The organism is Paenibacillus sp. FSL R5-0341, assembly GCF_037975235.1.
In the GTDB taxonomy this organism is placed as follows: Bacteria; Bacillota; Bacilli; order Paenibacillales; family Paenibacillaceae; genus Paenibacillus; species Paenibacillus amylolyticus_A.
The window spans coordinates 5,564,081-5,581,189 of sequence record NZ_CP150241.1; the positions used below are offsets into that span (position 1 = coordinate 5,564,081).

Sequence of the window (17,109 nt, forward strand, 5' to 3'; positions counted from 1 at the left end):
GGATAAAGGCGCACGCTCCGCTTCTTCAGGTTTCTTCTGTCCTCTCCGTTCTTGTGCAAAAAGTTTAGTTGAACTGATATCGTCACGACCTTAAATACCCGCTCCGGGTACGTTCGTTCTTCCGATCGCTGTTATCTTTATCAAAATTCAGTAATTTGTTGCAAGAAACGACGAGTGCGCTCTTGCTTCGGTTGTTCAAAGAAGGCCTGTGGACTTGCTTCTTCCACAATCGATCCATCCGCCATAAAGACAATTTTGTTCGCCACATTACGGGCAAACTTCAATTCATGCGTCACGACCAGCATCGTCATACCTTCCTCTGCCAGTTCCTTCATGACGGAAAGCACTTCTCCGACCAATTCAGGATCAAGAGCTGAAGTTGGCTCATCAAACAGCATCACTTCCGGCTCCATTGCGAGTGCACGTGCAATGGCGACCCGTTGCTGTTGTCCACCCGACAACCGGGATGGATACGCATCCTGCTTATCCGACAGCCCCACCCGATCCAGCAGAATCCGGCCGCGTTCGACTGCTTCATCACGTTTAATTTTTTTCACCGTAACGAGACCTTCGATCACATTACCCAGCACTGTCTTGTGCGGATACAGATTGAACTGTTGGAAGACCATACCGGTCTGGCGACGAATCTCCAATACCCGGGCACGCTGGACACGCAGTGAATCAGCACTATTGACCACTACACCGTTCACTTCGATCTGTCCTCCAGACAGCTCTTCCAGTCCATTCAGGCAGCGCAGTAAGGTACTCTTGCCTGAACCACTTGGGCCAAGCAATACAACAATATCTTTGGCATCGACATGCAGATCGATGTTCGTAAGCACTTCATTTTTCTGAAAACGTTTGGTAAGTCCAGTTGTGGTAATCATCGGTTCTCTCCTCCTATCAGTAAGCGCGGGCCAGCCGGCGCTCCACTTGTTCCAGAATGGCCGAGAAGCCGATACTCATAATCCAGTAGATCACACCGATGGCCAGATAAAACGGCATATTCAATGCATATTGGGATACCAGCAGTTGTGCTGAACGCAACAACTCGGTAACACCGATTGCAGCCACAAGTGACGTTTCCTTCAACATGCCAATAAAGGTGTTTCCCATCGGCGGGATGGCAATGCGCACAGCCTGCGGAAAGATAATCCGTCTCATCGCTTGAGCCGGGGTCATTCCCGTTGCGTATGCAGCTTCCGTCTGCCCTTTAGGTACAGCCTGAATAGCTCCCCGGAACGTCTCCGACAGAAACGCACCTGCATTCAGACTGAGTCCCAGACATGCTGCGGTGAGCGATCCCAAGGTCACTCCATAATCGACCAATCCGTAATAAATGACGAATAATTGCACCAACAGCGGGGTTCCCCGCATGATGGATACATAAAATCTTGCGATCAACCTAAGCCACATCGGTCCCTTCAGACGAGCAATCGCAACGAGCACGCCGATGATAAAGGCAAAAAACATGGAGATCACAGTTACATACAGCGTATAGTAAGCCCCCTTCAGAAAGAAGGGGATATTCTCAAATACCAGTTCCATGGGTCAAATCTTCCCTTCGCCTTGCAGGTTCATTATTGCGCAGGCTCTTCATCAAACCATTTTTTGAAAATGGTATCGTACGTGCCATCATCTTTCATGCCTTTGAGGGCATCATTCAGTGCAGCTACCAGTTCCGGGTTGTCTTTACGTACAGCAATTCCTGCTTGGTCACTTTTAATCGCTTCACCTACAGCTTTGATATTGAAGCCATTGGCATCCACAATCGGTTTAAGCGCGTAAAGGTTGTTAATTGTGGCGTCAATCCGTCCAGCATTCAGGTCTTTGAGTGAAGAGATGACATCGTCATAGGTTTTAATCGTGAAGTCGCCCACTTTCGGCAACACTTCATTACGCAGATATGATTCATCATTCGTACCCAAACCCACGCCAATCGTTTTACCTTTGAAATCTTCCAGCTTGGTAATATCGTTATTGTCTTCTTTGACAATGATTTTAACTTGGTTCGTGATATACGGATCACTGAAATCCAGTACTTTCTTACGATCATCAGTAATGGTCATCTGGCTGATGATGGCATCCAGCTTTTTAGCTTGCAGACTAGGTGTCAGACCGGAGAACTCCTGGGATACAAATTCAACCTCAACTCCCAAACGCTTCGCAACCTCACGTGCGATATCAGCATCGTAGCCATCCATTTCTTTCTTATCGTTCAGGAAGTTGTATGGTGCGTATGTGCCCATCATGCCCACTTTGATCACGCCAGCAGACTTGATCTGCTCCAGTTCATTACTTGCCTGCGCACCGTTCGTGCCTCCATTGTCCGTTGCCTTACTTCCACAAGCGCTAAGTACCAGCACGGTCATCAGCAGAATCGCTGTCAAAGACCAGCCTTTACGAGTTTTCGATCCATATGTGTTATTCATTACGTTAACTTCCTCTCATTCGTGTATTCATCTCTTGGTGTACATTTGGTTACTTCGTTGTCATGAAACCGCAGTTGTACCATTATTCCCTGTTACTTGCTTAATCATGTGAATCTTATGTGCCTAGGAGTCCGTAAAACTCAAAGCTTGCTGCTTCAGCTGCCAGTGATGAAGCTGTCATGGCTGAGAACTTGCTGTGCAACTCATCCGAGCCGAACAACCATCGCGATATCATGCCTTCAATCATGCTTACCAACAATGCGGCCCGAAGCGGCACATCCATGTCCTGAGGCAACATGCCGAGTTCAATGGCACGTTCCATATTGTGACGGAACGCTGTCTCGACGGCATTACGTGTCTCCTCGACCAGACGTTGTACGGATTCTTCGGTCACGATGCCTTTGAGCAACAGCTCCATAAAATAACGATTCTGCGCAGCAAATGAGAACAAGTCGGTGAATAGCCTTTCCGATGCTTTCACCATATCCTCTACTGATCCGGCATCCTTGCGGTATCCTTGCCCAATTGACTCAAGTAACTTCTCCTTGCCCGTTAATACAATCTCCGAAGCAATGGCTTCTTTACTCTTGAAGTGCCAGTAGAACGTTCCCTGCGCAACACCAGCTTCACGGACGATATCGGAAATTTTCGTCTGATGGTAGCCCTGGGTTGCAAATCGCTCCATCGCTATGCGAATTATTTGGTCCCGGCGTTCTTCACCGGGTTCCAAACCGTTAATTTTGGTCATTCATGTAACCCTCCCGATTGATCAGTCAGTCAGTTAAGTTATATCCTATTGGATAACTAGGTTTTTGTCAATATAGTTTTAAACAAATGGTTACAAGCATAAGTTGAAGTTGAGCGCATTTGTGATCATAATAGGTGATAGCCTTGTTCAGATGAACAGGCATGGTCAAGCAGGACAGCCTGTGCTGTCACCTGCATTTCAAGGAGGAAGAGAATTGGACATTATATCATCCATTATTATGGGCATCATCGAAGGTTTGACTGAGTTTTTGCCCGTGTCCTCTACTGGACACATGATTCTGACCGCCCACCTGCTGGGTTTATCGGAGGACAACGAGTCAGTCAAAACGTTTGAGGTGGTTGTTCAACTCGGAGCTGTACTTGCTGTTGTAGTACTGTACTGGAACAAATTCATTGATATGTTCCGCTTCACCGGAGGGACTAGGTCGTATTCCCGCCGCCTCAATCTGGGACATATCTTCCTGGCAATGGTTCCTGCCGTAGTCATCGGACTTGTATTCCGCGACTGGATCAAAGCACATTTATTTGGTCCGGAGACAGTGCTGTACAGCCTCGTTATTGGTGGTATATTGATGATTGTAGCCGAACGCTGGAGCCGGAAGAGTCACCGAATTACCACTCATGATGTCGATGATATTTCTTACAAACAGGCATTCGTGGTGGGACTATTTCAGATCTTGGCGTTGTGGCCAGGCTTCTCCCGTTCCGGGTCAACGATCTCAGGCGGTCTCTTTGCAGGAGTAAGCCGTGTAGCCGCTGCCGAGTTCACATTCCTCGTATCTGTGCCGATTATGATTGGTGCTACGGGATATGACCTGTACAAAAGTATCGATCACCTGAACGGCAGTGATTTCCCGATCTTCGCGATTGGATTCATCGCTGCGTTCATCGTCGCCATGCTGGCGATCAAGACGTTCTTGTCCATTTTGAAAAAATTGAGCCTGACCGTCTTCGCTGTATATCGCTTCGTTTTGGCAGCCGTGTTCTTTATTATTTTGATGTAATCATTACAATTCAATTCATTAAGACAGGCAAAATCAAGGCGGCCTCGTTCCTTTCGGAACGAGGCCGCCTTATTTATGTTCTCTGTGCTAACTATTGCTACATGGTTCTGTTGTTGCTTCAGAGACAGGAATATCTGTAATTATAGGTTGGATCATGCGTGATGACGACTAGGTTTACTATGTATCATGGACTTCCAGGTTCATATTCACTTCTGGTAAGATGTCTGGCTCAGTACCACTCTTTCACTTGAATGTTCCGGTGTCTCTTCCGATACCTCAATCTTTCAATCAAATTATATCTACTCTCCTTTTGTTCCTGCAGCAACTGCTTCACTCCGATCATTAATAATCGGTATCTTCGGTCATCGTTGTGACTTAATTGGTGCATTTCTTCAAAAATTTCATTCTTCATACGGATCTTGTTCACTCCAAATATTCAGTTTGTTCTCACAGTATACATGGGAACACTGAACAAATTCTAAACAAGCCCTTTTCCTCAGCTTCACTTAATTGAGGAAACATCATGCGGGCTGGAATGAAGCAAAAAGACCCCTCCTGTCACCTGGACAAGAAGAGGTCTTCATAGCAATGTTATTTAATAAACTCAATGGCCTTCGTATGCTTAAACTTTGGATTCAAGCGTCTCCAGATACTCGGAGATTTGAGCAGGTGTTTTCGCCCATTTACTATGCAGATGTGCGATTTTTTTGCCGTTCTGGAAAACGAGCAGGCTTGGAATGCCACGTACACCATTCTCATCGGCAAACGGCTGGAACTTCTCTGCATCCAGGGCATAGAAGGTTTTATCCGTATGCTGGTCGATAACATCCCCGATGAAGCGATCCAGGTTTTTGCAATCCGGACACCAGGTTGTATCAAATTTAATGACGGTATAACCATCAGAGTTAATTGTATCCAAATACTGTTGTTCACTTTGAATTCTTTCCATATGTCTTCTCTCCCTTATATGTTCCTTTTTTGGCTGATCTTCATTGTACCTCGTATAGTTACAATTGAAAATAGGCTTAATAGAGTTAACGATGCTGCTTGTACAGATTAGCGGGACTAAGCTCCCGTATTTCCTGAATTTCCGCAGCTGTGAGCGCGGGTGAATTCGAAGCGGCAATATTGTGCAGCAACTGGTCTCTTGAACTGGCACCCGGGACAACTGCTGCTACGGCAGGATGGGATAATGCGTAGCGAATAGCCGTCTGAGCCATGCTGCGTTGATCCGTGACCAGACGACTTAGTCCTTGCCGAATGGTATATAGTTGCTCTGGCGTATAGTCCAGATAACCTTTGTCTGCCTTGGCAGATCCGGATTCGGCGAGCACACCGCTAGCTACAGGTCCACGGGCAATTACGCTGATCCCCTTTTGCTCCAATAAAGGCAGCACTTCTTCTTCCGCTCTGCGGTCAGCAACACTATACTGGTTCATCACACTGACGATCGATGCCCTCTTCACATATTCCCGAATCACATTGGGGCGAATGGAAGAGATGCCGTAATACCGGATGAGTCCTTCTTTCTTCAACTCCTCAAACGCTTCGATCGTCTCTTCGATGGGGTCGTCCAAGGTTCCGCCATGCAGCTGATACAGGTCGATATAATCGGTCTGCAGTCGTTTCAGACTTTCATGCACAGCCTGCTTGATATAGGCTTTGGATGGGTCCCAAGACCAGCCCTCCTTGCCAGCAATACGACGATTACCTACTTTGGTCGCCACAACGACTTGGTCCCGACGTCCCTTAATAGCTTGTCCTACAATTTCTTCATTACGCCCTTCGTCATACAGATCGGCTGTATCCAGCAGATTGACGCCGTGATCCAGAGCTTCATGAATTAGATCTATAGCGGGCTCCATATCGGTTCCGAGCGACATACAGCCCAGCCCAATCTCAGACACCATTAGTTCGGATGTGCCCAGACGATTTTTCTTCATAAATTTATCTCCCTCCATACGTTCTGCAAGTATCCATTGTACCATTCTTGCTGGCAAAAATCGCATGCCTCACCAAAACAAAAGGTGGCTTTCAATTGCACAAAAAAACCTGGAACGACTTCATCTCCAGGTTTCTCATGATCATCATTTAATACAATCGATAGGTGAACTATAGCAATCTATTTCACTTCCACGCGTGGTCTGGTTTTACTTGTGCCATTCGACGAATTGGAGTTTTTCATCATACCCGAAACAGTGCTGAACAGCTTATCTCTTGCTTGTTTGTTCCTCATCAGATAAGTTACACCTGCTCCGATAGCCGTCATCAGTATTCCTCTTCTTTTAGACATGTGCTTCTCCTCCTTCAGGATAAATGTCATCGTGTCTTGTTTGACAATTACCCTGTGGGAGCAAAACGAAACGAAGTACAAGCTTGATCGCGCAAAAAAAAGATGACCTCCGAATTAAAATTCAGCGGTCATCTTCCAATCGTCCATGTCCATTAGTCGGACGGCGTTGCCACATGGGTCATTTCTTCGTGTTTGTAGGTCGAACCATCCGCGGTCAGATAGAAGTGACCGATCGGATGCAGATCTTCATCCAACTCATAGACAAGCGGAATTCCTGTCGGGATGTTGAGCGCCATCACGTCTGCTTCGGACAGTTGGTCCAGATGCATGACGAGTGAACGGAGCGTGTTACCATGCGCAGAGATCAGCACTCTTTTGCCAGCCGACACCATCGGTTTAATCTCCGCATTCCAGTAATCCAGCACACGCTTCGATGTGTCCATCAGATTCTCCGTAAACGGGATCGTGCACCCGAGCCGCTTGTACTTGTCCAAACCCTGCACATATCGATCATCGGTTTCGTCCAATGCAGGGGGAGATACGCTAACGGAGCGTCTCCATTCCTTCACTTGGTCTTCCCCATACTTCAAGGCAGTCTGCTGTTTGTTCAGTCCTTGCAGTGCACCATAATGGCGTTCATTCAGCTTCCAGGTCTTCGTAATGGGAATCCACATGAGGTCCATCTCATCCAGCGCAATATCGAGTGTTCGAATAGAACGTTTCAGCACAGATGCATAGGCGTAATCAAAATCAAACCCCTGTTCCTTCATGATCTTCCCTGCTTTACGAGCTTCTGCGTAACCATCCGTCGTCAGATCCACATCTGTCCAACCGGTAAATCGATTCTCCACATTCCACATGCTCTGTCCATGGCGAATCAAAACAACTCTGTACATTAGCGTGAACCTCCTTCCAAAGAAACATTACCCGCAAGTCAAACTAATTAGCACAGTGAAACGTTCATCACATTAATAATATGGTGCCATCATCAGGTATACCACGACACCTGTAGAGCTGACATACAGCCAGATTGGCATAGTCCAACGTGCAATTTTGCGGTGTTTCTTCAATTGATTCGTCCATCCCCACACGAGTGTGAACAACGCCAATGGAACAATCAGTGCTGCCAGTATACTATGGGTAATCAGAATGAAGAAATAGATCGAACGAATGATGCCCTCGCCGCCGTATTTGGACGTCTCTGGTGAGAGGTAATGAAACGTCAGATATGTCACGAGGAATAACAGTGTCGTTGAGAATGCAGCAAGAATAAATCGTTTGTGCAGCTTCACATTCCGCTTGATGATAGCAATAAGCGCTGCGAGCAGGAAGATGAAGGTAAAGCTGTTAAACACGGCATTAAACCGCGGTAACACCGTAATATCAAAGGTTACATCACCTTTGTAACCAATAGACGGTGCGAAGAACAATAATAAAATAATGACATTAGCAAGAATGGAAAACGTGATAATGATGCCTGCGAAATTTTTATTACTCGTCGGGGATGGAATGTTCGGTTCCCCTTTGTTATTTTTGCCCAATGCAAAATCCTCCTCATATCCTAACTTCTATGTTCTATATCATTATATCTCGGCATTTCCGGGCTGTTAAGTGACAACACTCTGAACAAAAACCGCTGCACTCCCCTATAAAATGCCCCTTTGCGGCCATTTTCAATCAAATCCAATCCGGCTCCCATTTACCCCAGCCTGTATTTGTGGTATAATTAATGCAATTAATCACATACGCGTTGAACTGGAGGAGCCTGTCACCAAGGGCCCCCTTTGTCTTTTTTTAGGCATAAAAGCGGCACTCTTACAAGCGCCGTTTTTATGCCTTTTTTTGTACTTAAGGCTTGGAATGATCCCCCCTTGGACAGGTAAACCTATAAACGCTACTGCTGGAGAGGAGCACATCTATGGAATTTATTTTGGTTCTTGCACTTATTTTGATCTTTACGAAGCTCGCCGGAGACTTGTCTGTAAGACTGGGTCAACCTTCGGTATTGGGGAAACTGATTGTTGGTGTCATTCTTGGACCCGCCCTGCTCGGATGGGTTCAACAAAGTGATTTCGTGCATTATATGGCCGAGATCGGGGTATTACTTTTGATGTTCATTGCCGGACTGGAAACCGATCTGGGGCAATTGAAGAAAAACTGGAAAGCAGCCTTTGCGGTTGCTGTTGGCGGTATTATTTTACCATTTATCGGAGGATACGGTTCGGCCATAGCCTTTGGTATGTCACAGACACACGCACTATTCTTTGGACTTTTATTCTGTGCCACATCCGTCAGTATATCGGTTCAGACACTGAAAGACATGGATCAACTCAGCTCTCGTGAGGGTACAACAATTCTTGGTGCAGCTGTCGTCGATGATGTCCTGGTCGTCGTTATTCTCGCCGTGATGATGAGCTTGTTAGGTACAGGTGGAGGAGACACTTCAATTACTCTGCTCATTGGTAAAAAGCTGTTATTCTTTGTGATCATCATCGCTGCCAGCTGGTTCCTTGTTCCACGCATCATGAAGTGGATGGCACCACTGAAAGTAACCGAGACCGTTATTACTGCGGGACTGATTATTTGTTTCGGATTCTCCTACTTTGCAGAGTGGATGGGTGTCGCTGGAATCATTGGTGCATTTGCCGCGGGTATCGCCATCTCCCAAACTAACTTCAAACATGAAGTCGAAACCAAACTGGAACCGATCGCCTACGGAATTTTTGTTCCAGTGTTCTTTGTTAGTATTGGCTTAAATGTCACCTTTGATGGTGTAGGTTCACAGATTTGGTTTATTATCGTTATAAGCCTCATCGCCATTGTAACCAAACTGATCGGTGGAGGAGCCGGTGCACGACTGACCGGATTTAATATGGCATCTTCATTGGCCATTGGCTCAGGAATGATATCAAGAGGTGAGGTTGCGCTCATTATCGCTTCAACCGGACTTGCTTCCGGATTACTTGATTCGGAATACTTCACGAGCGTCGTGATCATGGTCATTGTAACCACACTGGTAACTCCACCGCTCCTCAAAATCACCTTTGCTCGCAAAAAAGGGGAAAAGCGAGTTGAAAGAGGAATTGAAGAATCTCATTTAAGTGGGTAACTGTAGTTAATTGAAAGTATTGAAATTATTCTGTATTTAAAGCTATACTTGGCTTAGAAATGCAATATATTGGTCGTGAAGCACACGCCGCTTTGATCCATTCTCTCCTTCAACACGAAGGTTGGAAATGGTCAGAGCGGCTTTTTGTATTTCGGATGACGACCTGAATCCCTGTTCACATTCGTTTTATTTTATTTTTAAAGGAGATGAAGACGATGAGTATTGATTTTGATGAGGCTTACGAAGTGTGGATGCACTCCCTTTTGGAGAAGGAAACAAACCCCAGAGTGCTCTCGCGAATAGAAAATGGACTTGAATATGGCACACTGGAATTTTTACGTTCCGTTTGGTTCCCTGTTATGAAAAGCTTTAACCATCTGCAACCTGAATGGGAGGTTCGTGACTTTCATAACGGCTATCGCTATCTGGATCTGGCTTATCTGCCAGGTAACGGCGTTAAAGGAGGTATTGAGATTCAGGGATACGGGCCACATGCTCGGGATCTGGATGTACGGCGGTTTAAAGATTTATGCTGGCGGCATTGTCTGCTAACACTTGATGATTGGATTTTTCTGCCGATTGCGCATCTCTCCATTAAAGACGAACCGAAAAGGTGCCAACAGCTTGTGCTCTCTTTTATGGGAAAATTCATTGCTACAGATGTGCCCGCATCCCTCAATTGGATTGAAGCCGAAACTGTTCGTTATGCCAGACGCATCATTCGTCCATTTGCCCCATCGGAACTAGCAGCGCACCTCCGAATCACAGATCAGCATGCTCGAAGAGTTCTTCATAGCCTGATTGATCAACAAGTATTAAATGTCGCTAGTGGCACCCAACGATATCGAACCTATATCCTGCGAACCTGAGACACTCTATTTCGCCGATTTGGGGCATATCCATTTTTTAACGAACTCAGGACACCTTATTCTGATGATATGGAGGAAATCAGGGCACTTTTTCAGGCTTTTTCGTAAAATAAGGTTGCTGAGATTCGTTAGAATTTCAACATTGCTCATATCTAGGTAATAAGCTCACTCAAGTTCGTTAGAATGCTGGAGGAGTGTCTCCGACCGTACATAGAAAAACAAAAAAAGACCACCTTACACTCAAGAGGTCTTCGATCTTTGCCCGTTGTTGCACAGGCTGTCCCATTTTAAGTTAACACACCGACATAAAAACCAATCGAGATAAAGACAACACACCAGACAAATGCACCAATGCCCGATACAAGAACGTACCTGCCCATTGCCATCTTGCTAATCCCCGAGAAACAGCACATCAGATGACGAATGCCTGGAATGAAGTAACCCAGGATGATGGACCAATATCCATATTTAAGGAACCACGACTCCACCCTGCTGAATCGTTTGGCATTGACGCCGACCCACTTGCCGTATTTTTCAACCAGCGGCCTGCCCGCTTTCTTGCCGATCATATAGCTGAGCAGCCCCCCGGTAAATGCGCCACCGAAACTGACGGCGATGGATACGGAGTAATTCAATACCGAGATGGAGGCGAGATATCCGACAAACGTCATCATCACCTCATCCGGAATCGGCATGCCAATGACACCAAGAGCCAGTAGTCCGTATATTGCGAAATATCCATATTGACCAATAAATTCTTTTGCAAATTCCATACTGACTCGCTCCTTATTTCGGTTCCACAATATCCTTCTCATGAGAGGCTAGCACTTGTTTTAGTGATGGGAATCGGATTTGGCTCACCATGAGACCGGATAGTACAATAATGACAAGATAAGCTACACCATGCGTGAAATAAGGACTCCAAAGCGCGAAAAAGGACATCAGACCCCCTGCAAATGTAATCGGCATCCCGACAAAACCACTGCTTGCCGTCTTCTGACAGTTATAACGAGCCAGACGCAATGCACCGCAAACCGGAAACAATGCGGTCAGTGCCATTCCCAGCACACTCACTTCATTCATGGAGTTCAGATACAGAATCAGCACGGGGGCTGTTCCGAATGAAACTACATCTGCGAGCGAATCCAGAGCTTTGCCGAACTCACCCTCACAATGCAATTTGCGGGCCGCAAACCCGTCAAACAGATCAAAGAACATCGCTACCCATATCATCATCACAGCCAGGGCAAATTCACCATGAATAGCCATAATGACTGCCAGCATGCCTGAACTCAGATTCCCCAAGGTTAAAATCGATGGTAAAGACTTCATAAGATTTGACTCCCTTTCGTACTAGGCTTTAGGAAAAATAATATAAAAACGGACTCCATCCGGTGTATTCTCCACTCCATAACTGCACCCGTGCAGATCAAGAATCTGCTTCGCAATGGCCAGACCGAGCCCGGTTCCCCCCATTTTGCGATTACGTGAGCGCTCTACCCGATAGAACCTCTCCCATATATACTGGCGCTCAGCTTCAGCAATCTGCTCGCCCTTGTTCTCAATGGAAATGTGAACCAAACCGTCACGTCTGCTGATCTCAATAGTTATATCGGTATGTGGTATCGCATGACGTATAGCATTCATCATGATATTGAAAATAACTTGCTCCAGCTTGCTCCGGTCACCTTCCACCGTCTGCTCTGTTGTGGATACAAGCACCACATCCAATCCTTTGTCCTTCAGCTGCGGACCCAGACGACCGGCGATATCTTCAATCATGTCAGCCAGTGCAACAGCATCCGTAATCAACTGAACCGCTGAGGATTCCAGTCGCACCAGATCCAGCATCTCTTCAACCATCGTTTCCATTTTGATGGTCTCATCGGCGATGATCTCAATGTAACGCTCACGCTTGCTTTCACTTACGCCATCCTTCAGCCCTTCTGAATAACCCTTAATAATGCTGATCGGTGTCTTGAGTTCATGCGATGCATCGGCAAAAAATTTGCGTTGACGCTGTTCAATCTGCTGCTTCATTTCCATATCTGTACGCATCTGCGTGTTGGCCTGCCTCAGCTCTTCCAATGTCTGACCCAAGGTTCCGGATAATGCATTCAGACTATTGGACAGACTGCCGATTTCGTCATTACGCCGGATGGGTGATTTCACCGTGAAATCCAGGGTAGACATTTTCTTGGCGACATGGTTCAGGGCCAGCAGCGGCTTCGTTACGATTCGGGACAGCAGCAGTGCCAGTAACAGAATCAATATAAATGCGCCAATACCAAAATACGCATAGAACAAACGTGTTGCCTCGTTCGCTTCCCTCATCTCCTGTAGAGAGGTAAGCGAGAAGATCAGTTGTTGCTCGGGTCCTGAACGATGCACCGGAGCAATGGTGATGACGTTCCGCACACCACTCCAGCTATCCGTCCATTCTTCATTGAGCATTTTGCCATTCGCCAAGGCAAGCTGGTCTTCAGTGGACAAAGGGAACCGACTATCCAGTGCCTGCACCAGCAGTCCCTGTCTCTGACTCCACGTTGCCAGATTAGGAAGAACCACCTCGGTTAATACACCTGACCATTCCTTTACCGGTTCAATCGATTCCTGAAAGCTTTCTGTTCCCCATGCAGCAGAAGTGGCATCCTGGATTTTGAATGGGTAGACCATGGACCCGCTGGCGGGGCCTCTCACCGTCAGTTCTTGCCCATATTTCAGATGGGATGTAATCCAGCCTGCATTCTCACTATTGATAAACAAGGACAAGGACACCTTCACGTGACTCCCGTCCTCCTGAAGCAGCGTAATGTGGAACGGATCATTAACCAGTCTTCCGGTATTCGTCAGAATGACCAAATGCGACTGATTCTGACGCATGAATTTCCCGGTCTCCTTGGCTAGTTGTAAATCACTCCAATGCCCATTCGAATATTGCTGTTCGAACTTGGACAGCTTTTTCTTCATACTGCTGACCTTCTGATGCTGATAAAAGTCGGGAAACCAGACCAACTGGGCAAAAACCGTTGTTCCGTATAGAAGTACCAGACATCCTGCCATGACCAGGAAAAGCTTCATTGTTACGCCATTTCTTCTCATGCTTCTGCCTCGAATCGATATCCGGTGCCAATTACAGTCCGAATGCACTTGGCTTCATCACCCAATTTGCTGCGCAGCTTCTTGATATGAGTATCCACAACACGTGAGTCCCCTTCAAAATCAAATCCCCAGATCCGATTCAGGATGGCATCCCGGGACAATACAATGCCTGCATTTCGTACCAAATAGAGCAACAGATCATACTCCTTTGGTGCAAGCTCCACTTCAATGCCGTCCTTCTCCAGTCGCCGAGCCCATGGATCAAGAGTTACCTGTCCGAAGCGAACCACACCCTGCTCTCGTCCAAATGAACCTTCAACCCGCTTCATTAATGTCTCTGCACGTGCAACCAGCACACGTGGACTGAATGGCTTCGTGACATAATCATCTACACCCAGCTGGAATCCATGAATTTTATCGTCATCCTCGGACCGTGCAGTCAGCATGATAATAGGTACGGTGGATTGGGAGCGAATATGCCCGCATAATGTCCATCCATCCATTTCCGGCATCAAAACATCCAGAATAACCAGATCCACCTCATGCAGAGCCAATAGTTCCAATGCCTGTACTCCATGTTCTGCTTCTATGACGTTCCATTGTTCTTTTATGAAATAATCGGCCACAATCTCACGAATGCGGCTTTCATCTTCCACCAGAAGCACTGTTCTGATCATGACCGACTCTCCTTTTTAGATTTCTGATGATAACATACCTATTCCATGTGTCGTTCATGTGTCCAGACATCTTTTGGAATGAACCCCATGATATATACGATTAATATAAGCCAAAAGTTACTAATTTTTATCAAAATTCGCACAAAAAAGAAGCCATCAACGAGCAATCTTCTGCTCATTGACAGCTACTTAAATGAAATCGAAGTGTGTTATCCAGAAGTGATGCGCTACTGCGCGCTCACTGGTAACACTTAGCGTTGGTGCTCCAGACGGTGTGCCACATGCAGTGTCGGGCCAACAAAACGGTTCAGCGGGAATCCGCCGGCAATCGCTTTGGTCACGAAGGCTTTACCTTCACGAACAGCCTCTTTCACTGAAAGACCACGAGCCAATCCTGCGGTAATCGCCGCAGACGTCGTGCAGCCCGCACCATGCGTATATCCGGAGCCGACAACATCGGCTTCAAACCATTCGTAGTTGGTTCCATCATAGAGTAGATCCATTGCTTTACCCGGGCTAATTACACCTCTGTCCTTGATCAGAACATGCTTTGAGCCATGGGCATGAATTGCTGCTGCTGCTGCTTCCATCTGTTCTTTGGAGCGAATCGGTCCACTCTTCGCCAGTTGGGATGCTTCGAACAGATTAGGTGTAACCAGATCGGCACCTGGCAGCAGGAATTCGATCATTGCTTCCGTATTTTCCGGTTGCAGTACTTCGTCCGTACCTTTGCAGACCATTACCGGATCGATCACGATCTGTGGCAGACCACTGCGGCGAATATGCTTCGCTACCAGTTCAATAATATCTACAGAACCGAGCATACCTGTCTTCATTGCATCAAAACCGATGCCATCAAGAACAGTGCGAAGCTGCGCTTCTACTACATTTAATTCCACAGGAAAGACCTGGTGATCCCATGTATCGGGCTCCATTGCCACAACCGTAGTCAGTACGGTCATACCATACACACCCAGCTCCTGAAAAGTTTTCAAATCAGCTTGAATCCCTGCACCGCCGCTCGTGTCCGAGCCAGCTATTGTTAATGTTTTTGGAATCGTCATGGTAGTTGCATTCTCCTTTGTGTCTCAGTTGACATTATCCTATCCCTTGTACGAGCGGATGTCAATGGCATCTGAAGCCACACAGAGCATGGTTTTCCGAATGAATCAATTCACATCTTTGGTCTCCAAACGAACCATGGACATCGAAGCAATCCATATACCTACAGCTCCAAGGGTCAGCGGGATAACAATAAGCGAATGAATGGAAACTTCCGACCCGTTGAATCCGGAGCAGACAATCGAAACTAGCAAAATGGACGAGACCATTGTCGCTGTAACAGAATGCTTACGCATACCGAAGAATAGGGGAATGAGTGCCATACACGCAGCCGATAAAGAACTGATACTGTACTTCACCAGAAGTCCCAACATATCCCGATTGCTCAGTGATTCAGGAATGAAGGAGTAGAATTGATTAACAATCAACAGCAGTGAACCCATCAACAGATCGGTAACCATAATCATCACAAATGTAAAACCAAACACGATAATCAATTTGGCCGCGATGATTTTATGACGCTGGATGGGATAGGTGAACATGACGTTCATGGTTTTATTTCGATACTCACTGATCACCAGCTTGGATAATAAAGCTCCTGCAAATATGATGAAGGTCGCTCTCACAAATGTATCGATAATTATAAAGGCGGTCTGGTAATCGGCATAGGCATAATCTTCTGCTCCCACATCCATGAATCCAATCATAATCAGGAAAAGAAGAATGGCTATGTTGGCAATACCTGCACCTGCAAAATTACGTGCAAAGCGGTGCTTCCGCATCTCAAGTCTGATTAGTTTAAGCAACGTCTTCATCCCCTTTTACCAACTTCATGAAGTGTTCTTCCAGGGAATGAGCCCGTTTGGATATCGATTCGATCTCAATGCCGTGTTGAATCAGCTTGGTGTTCAGTTCCGATGGAATGATTCCCGGATCATAGATTCGTAACGTTTGGTCATCGACCAGTTTATAATTACTCAAACCAAGCTGGTGTTCAATGACATAAGTCGCTTTGCGGATATCTACCGCCTGTAACTCGATGTACTCATTTTGACTTCCACGAATGCTCTCCATCGATACTTCCTCCACCAAGCGACCGCCACGAATGACACCAACCGTGTCAGCAATTTGCTCTATCTCCCCAAGAATGTGACTAGAGACCAACAGGGTAATGCGATACTCATTACTAAGGCGCTTGAACAAATCTCGCATCTCCCGGATCCCTACAGGGTCCAATCCGTTGATCGGTTCATCCAAAATGAGTAGTTCGGGTGTGGTTATGAGTGCACGAGCCAATCCCAGCCTCTGTTTCATACCCAGCGAGAAGTCCTTGACCGGTTTCTTGCCCGTATCCTTCAGCCCTACCGTTTCCATCGTGTTGTCGATGATCTTTTTGTTGTGAAATCCCATGTATTCACAGTGAAGCTCCAGATTCTCGCGAGCAGACAGCTTATCATAGAAAAAAGGATATTCAATAATGCTGCCCATTCGTTTCAACACTTCATAGGATGTAGGTGTAAGCTTCTCCCCAAACAGTTCAATTTCTCCTGTTGTTGGTTTAACCAGATTGGTCAGCATCTTCATGATGGTTGTTTTGCCTGCACCATTCGGACCGAGAAACCCATAGATCTCACCTTGCTTAATACTCATATTGACGTTGGATACAACCTCGACCCCTTCATACACTTTGGTCACATCTATCGTTCGTGCGATATAAGTCATCGTCTTGTTCTCCTTTACGTCCCCTGTCCGGGTTCCTATATCTGTATTGTAAAGAGAAAAGTCTGCTTTTT

At 46.4% G+C, this 17,109-nt stretch carries 19 protein-coding genes; 3 read left to right on the forward strand and 16 right to left on the reverse strand.

Annotated elements, in window-relative coordinates; all coding sequences use genetic code 11:
• Positions 1-140: 140 nt before the first annotated feature.
• The 4 genes from MKX75_RS25025 to MKX75_RS25040 form a co-directional block, all read right to left on the reverse strand.
• Positions 141-887, reverse strand: coding sequence for an amino acid ABC transporter ATP-binding protein (locus MKX75_RS25025; RefSeq protein WP_339167291.1), 747 nt, complete (start codon positions 885-887; stop codon positions 141-143).
• A 16-nt stretch (positions 888-903) separates the two neighbouring features.
• Positions 904-1,548 carry an amino acid ABC transporter permease gene (locus tag MKX75_RS25030; RefSeq protein ID WP_017692207.1) on the reverse strand — a complete coding sequence of 215 codons (645 nt, stop codon included), beginning with the start codon at positions 1,546-1,548 and terminating at the stop codon, positions 904-906.
• 32 nt (positions 1,549-1,580) lie between these two features.
• Positions 1,581-2,432, reverse strand: coding sequence for a transporter substrate-binding domain-containing protein (locus MKX75_RS25035; protein ID WP_339167293.1), 852 nt, complete (start codon positions 2,430-2,432; stop codon positions 1,581-1,583).
• A gap of 115 nt (positions 2,433-2,547) precedes the next feature.
• A complete protein-coding gene (locus MKX75_RS25040) occupies positions 2,548-3,180 on the reverse strand; it encodes a TetR/AcrR family transcriptional regulator (RefSeq protein ID WP_076333597.1) in 633 nt (210 codons plus the stop codon).
• A gap of 214 nt (positions 3,181-3,394) precedes the next feature.
• Here MKX75_RS25040 and bacA point away from each other — a divergent pair, with 214 nt between their 5' ends.
• Positions 3,395-4,204, forward strand: coding sequence for an undecaprenyl-diphosphate phosphatase (gene bacA / locus MKX75_RS25045; protein ID WP_076333620.1), 810 nt, complete (start codon positions 3,395-3,397; stop codon positions 4,202-4,204).
• A gap of 622 nt (positions 4,205-4,826) precedes the next feature.
• Here bacA and MKX75_RS25050 read toward each other — a convergent pair.
• The 5 genes from MKX75_RS25050 to MKX75_RS25070 all read right to left on the reverse strand — a co-directional run bounded on the left by MKX75_RS25050 (position 4,827) and on the right by MKX75_RS25070 (position 8,038).
• Positions 4,827-5,153, reverse strand: a complete 327-nt coding sequence (locus tag MKX75_RS25050; protein WP_062836412.1) for a thioredoxin family protein — start codon at positions 5,151-5,153, stop codon at positions 4,827-4,829.
• 85 nt (positions 5,154-5,238) lie between these two features.
• Positions 5,239-6,147, reverse strand: a complete 909-nt coding sequence (locus MKX75_RS25055) for an aldo/keto reductase (RefSeq protein WP_339167294.1) — start codon at positions 6,145-6,147, stop codon at positions 5,239-5,241.
• 179 nt (positions 6,148-6,326) lie between these two features.
• The gene (locus tag MKX75_RS25060) at positions 6,327-6,497 is read right to left on the reverse strand and encodes a hypothetical protein (protein ID WP_167350917.1); all 171 of its coding nucleotides are present in this window, start codon (positions 6,495-6,497) and stop codon (positions 6,327-6,329) included.
• A gap of 152 nt (positions 6,498-6,649) precedes the next feature.
• Positions 6,650-7,393 (reverse strand): 2,3-diphosphoglycerate-dependent phosphoglycerate mutase, encoded by a 744-nt coding sequence (gene gpmA / locus MKX75_RS25065; protein ID WP_339167297.1) that lies wholly within the window; start codon positions 7,391-7,393, stop codon positions 6,650-6,652.
• Between the two features lie 72 nt (positions 7,394-7,465).
• On the reverse strand, positions 7,466-8,038 hold the full coding sequence (locus MKX75_RS25070; RefSeq protein WP_339167298.1) for a DUF420 domain-containing protein: 573 nt from the start codon (positions 8,036-8,038) through the stop codon (positions 7,466-7,468).
• A gap of 377 nt (positions 8,039-8,415) precedes the next feature.
• On the opposite strand from MKX75_RS25070, the gene MKX75_RS25075 reads away from it, so the two are divergent.
• Positions 8,416-9,606 carry a cation:proton antiporter gene (locus MKX75_RS25075; protein WP_076333599.1) on the forward strand — a complete coding sequence of 397 codons (1,191 nt, stop codon included), beginning with the start codon at positions 8,416-8,418 and terminating at the stop codon, positions 9,604-9,606.
• Positions 9,607-9,821: 215 nt separating this feature from the next.
• Positions 9,822-10,475: a transcriptional regulator gene (locus MKX75_RS25080; RefSeq protein ID WP_339167299.1), complete on the forward strand. Its 654-nt coding sequence runs from the start codon at positions 9,822-9,824 to the stop codon at positions 10,473-10,475.
• A gap of 287 nt (positions 10,476-10,762) precedes the next feature.
• Here MKX75_RS25080 and MKX75_RS25085 read toward each other — a convergent pair whose 3' ends face one another.
• The 7 genes from MKX75_RS25085 to MKX75_RS25115 form a co-directional block, all read right to left on the reverse strand.
• Positions 10,763-11,248, reverse strand: a complete 486-nt coding sequence (locus MKX75_RS25085; protein WP_062836407.1) for a DedA family protein — start codon at positions 11,246-11,248, stop codon at positions 10,763-10,765.
• A 13-nt stretch (positions 11,249-11,261) separates the two neighbouring features.
• Positions 11,262-11,807, reverse strand: coding sequence for a CDP-diacylglycerol--serine O-phosphatidyltransferase (gene pssA, locus MKX75_RS25090; RefSeq protein ID WP_076333600.1), 546 nt, complete (start codon positions 11,805-11,807; stop codon positions 11,262-11,264).
• Between the two features lie 21 nt (positions 11,808-11,828).
• Positions 11,829-13,577, reverse strand: a complete 1,749-nt coding sequence (locus MKX75_RS25095) for a HAMP domain-containing sensor histidine kinase (RefSeq protein ID WP_339167300.1) — start codon at positions 13,575-13,577, stop codon at positions 11,829-11,831.
• Positions 13,574-14,254 (reverse strand): response regulator transcription factor, encoded by a 681-nt coding sequence (locus tag MKX75_RS25100; RefSeq protein ID WP_062836404.1) that lies wholly within the window; start codon positions 14,252-14,254, stop codon positions 13,574-13,576. The genes MKX75_RS25095 and MKX75_RS25100 overlap by 4 nt, the downstream gene beginning before the upstream one ends.
• 251 nt (positions 14,255-14,505) lie before the next feature.
• The gene (gene thiD, locus MKX75_RS25105; RefSeq protein ID WP_062836403.1) at positions 14,506-15,318 is read right to left on the reverse strand and encodes a bifunctional hydroxymethylpyrimidine kinase/phosphomethylpyrimidine kinase; all 813 of its coding nucleotides are present in this window, start codon (positions 15,316-15,318) and stop codon (positions 14,506-14,508) included.
• Between the two features lie 105 nt (positions 15,319-15,423).
• A complete protein-coding gene (locus MKX75_RS25110) occupies positions 15,424-16,122 on the reverse strand; it encodes an ABC transporter permease (protein WP_076333602.1) in 699 nt (232 codons plus the stop codon).
• A complete protein-coding gene (locus MKX75_RS25115; RefSeq protein WP_339167303.1) occupies positions 16,115-17,038 on the reverse strand; it encodes an ABC transporter ATP-binding protein in 924 nt (307 codons plus the stop codon). The genes MKX75_RS25110 and MKX75_RS25115 overlap by 8 nt, the downstream gene beginning before the upstream one ends.
• Positions 17,039-17,109 lie beyond the last annotated feature (71 nt).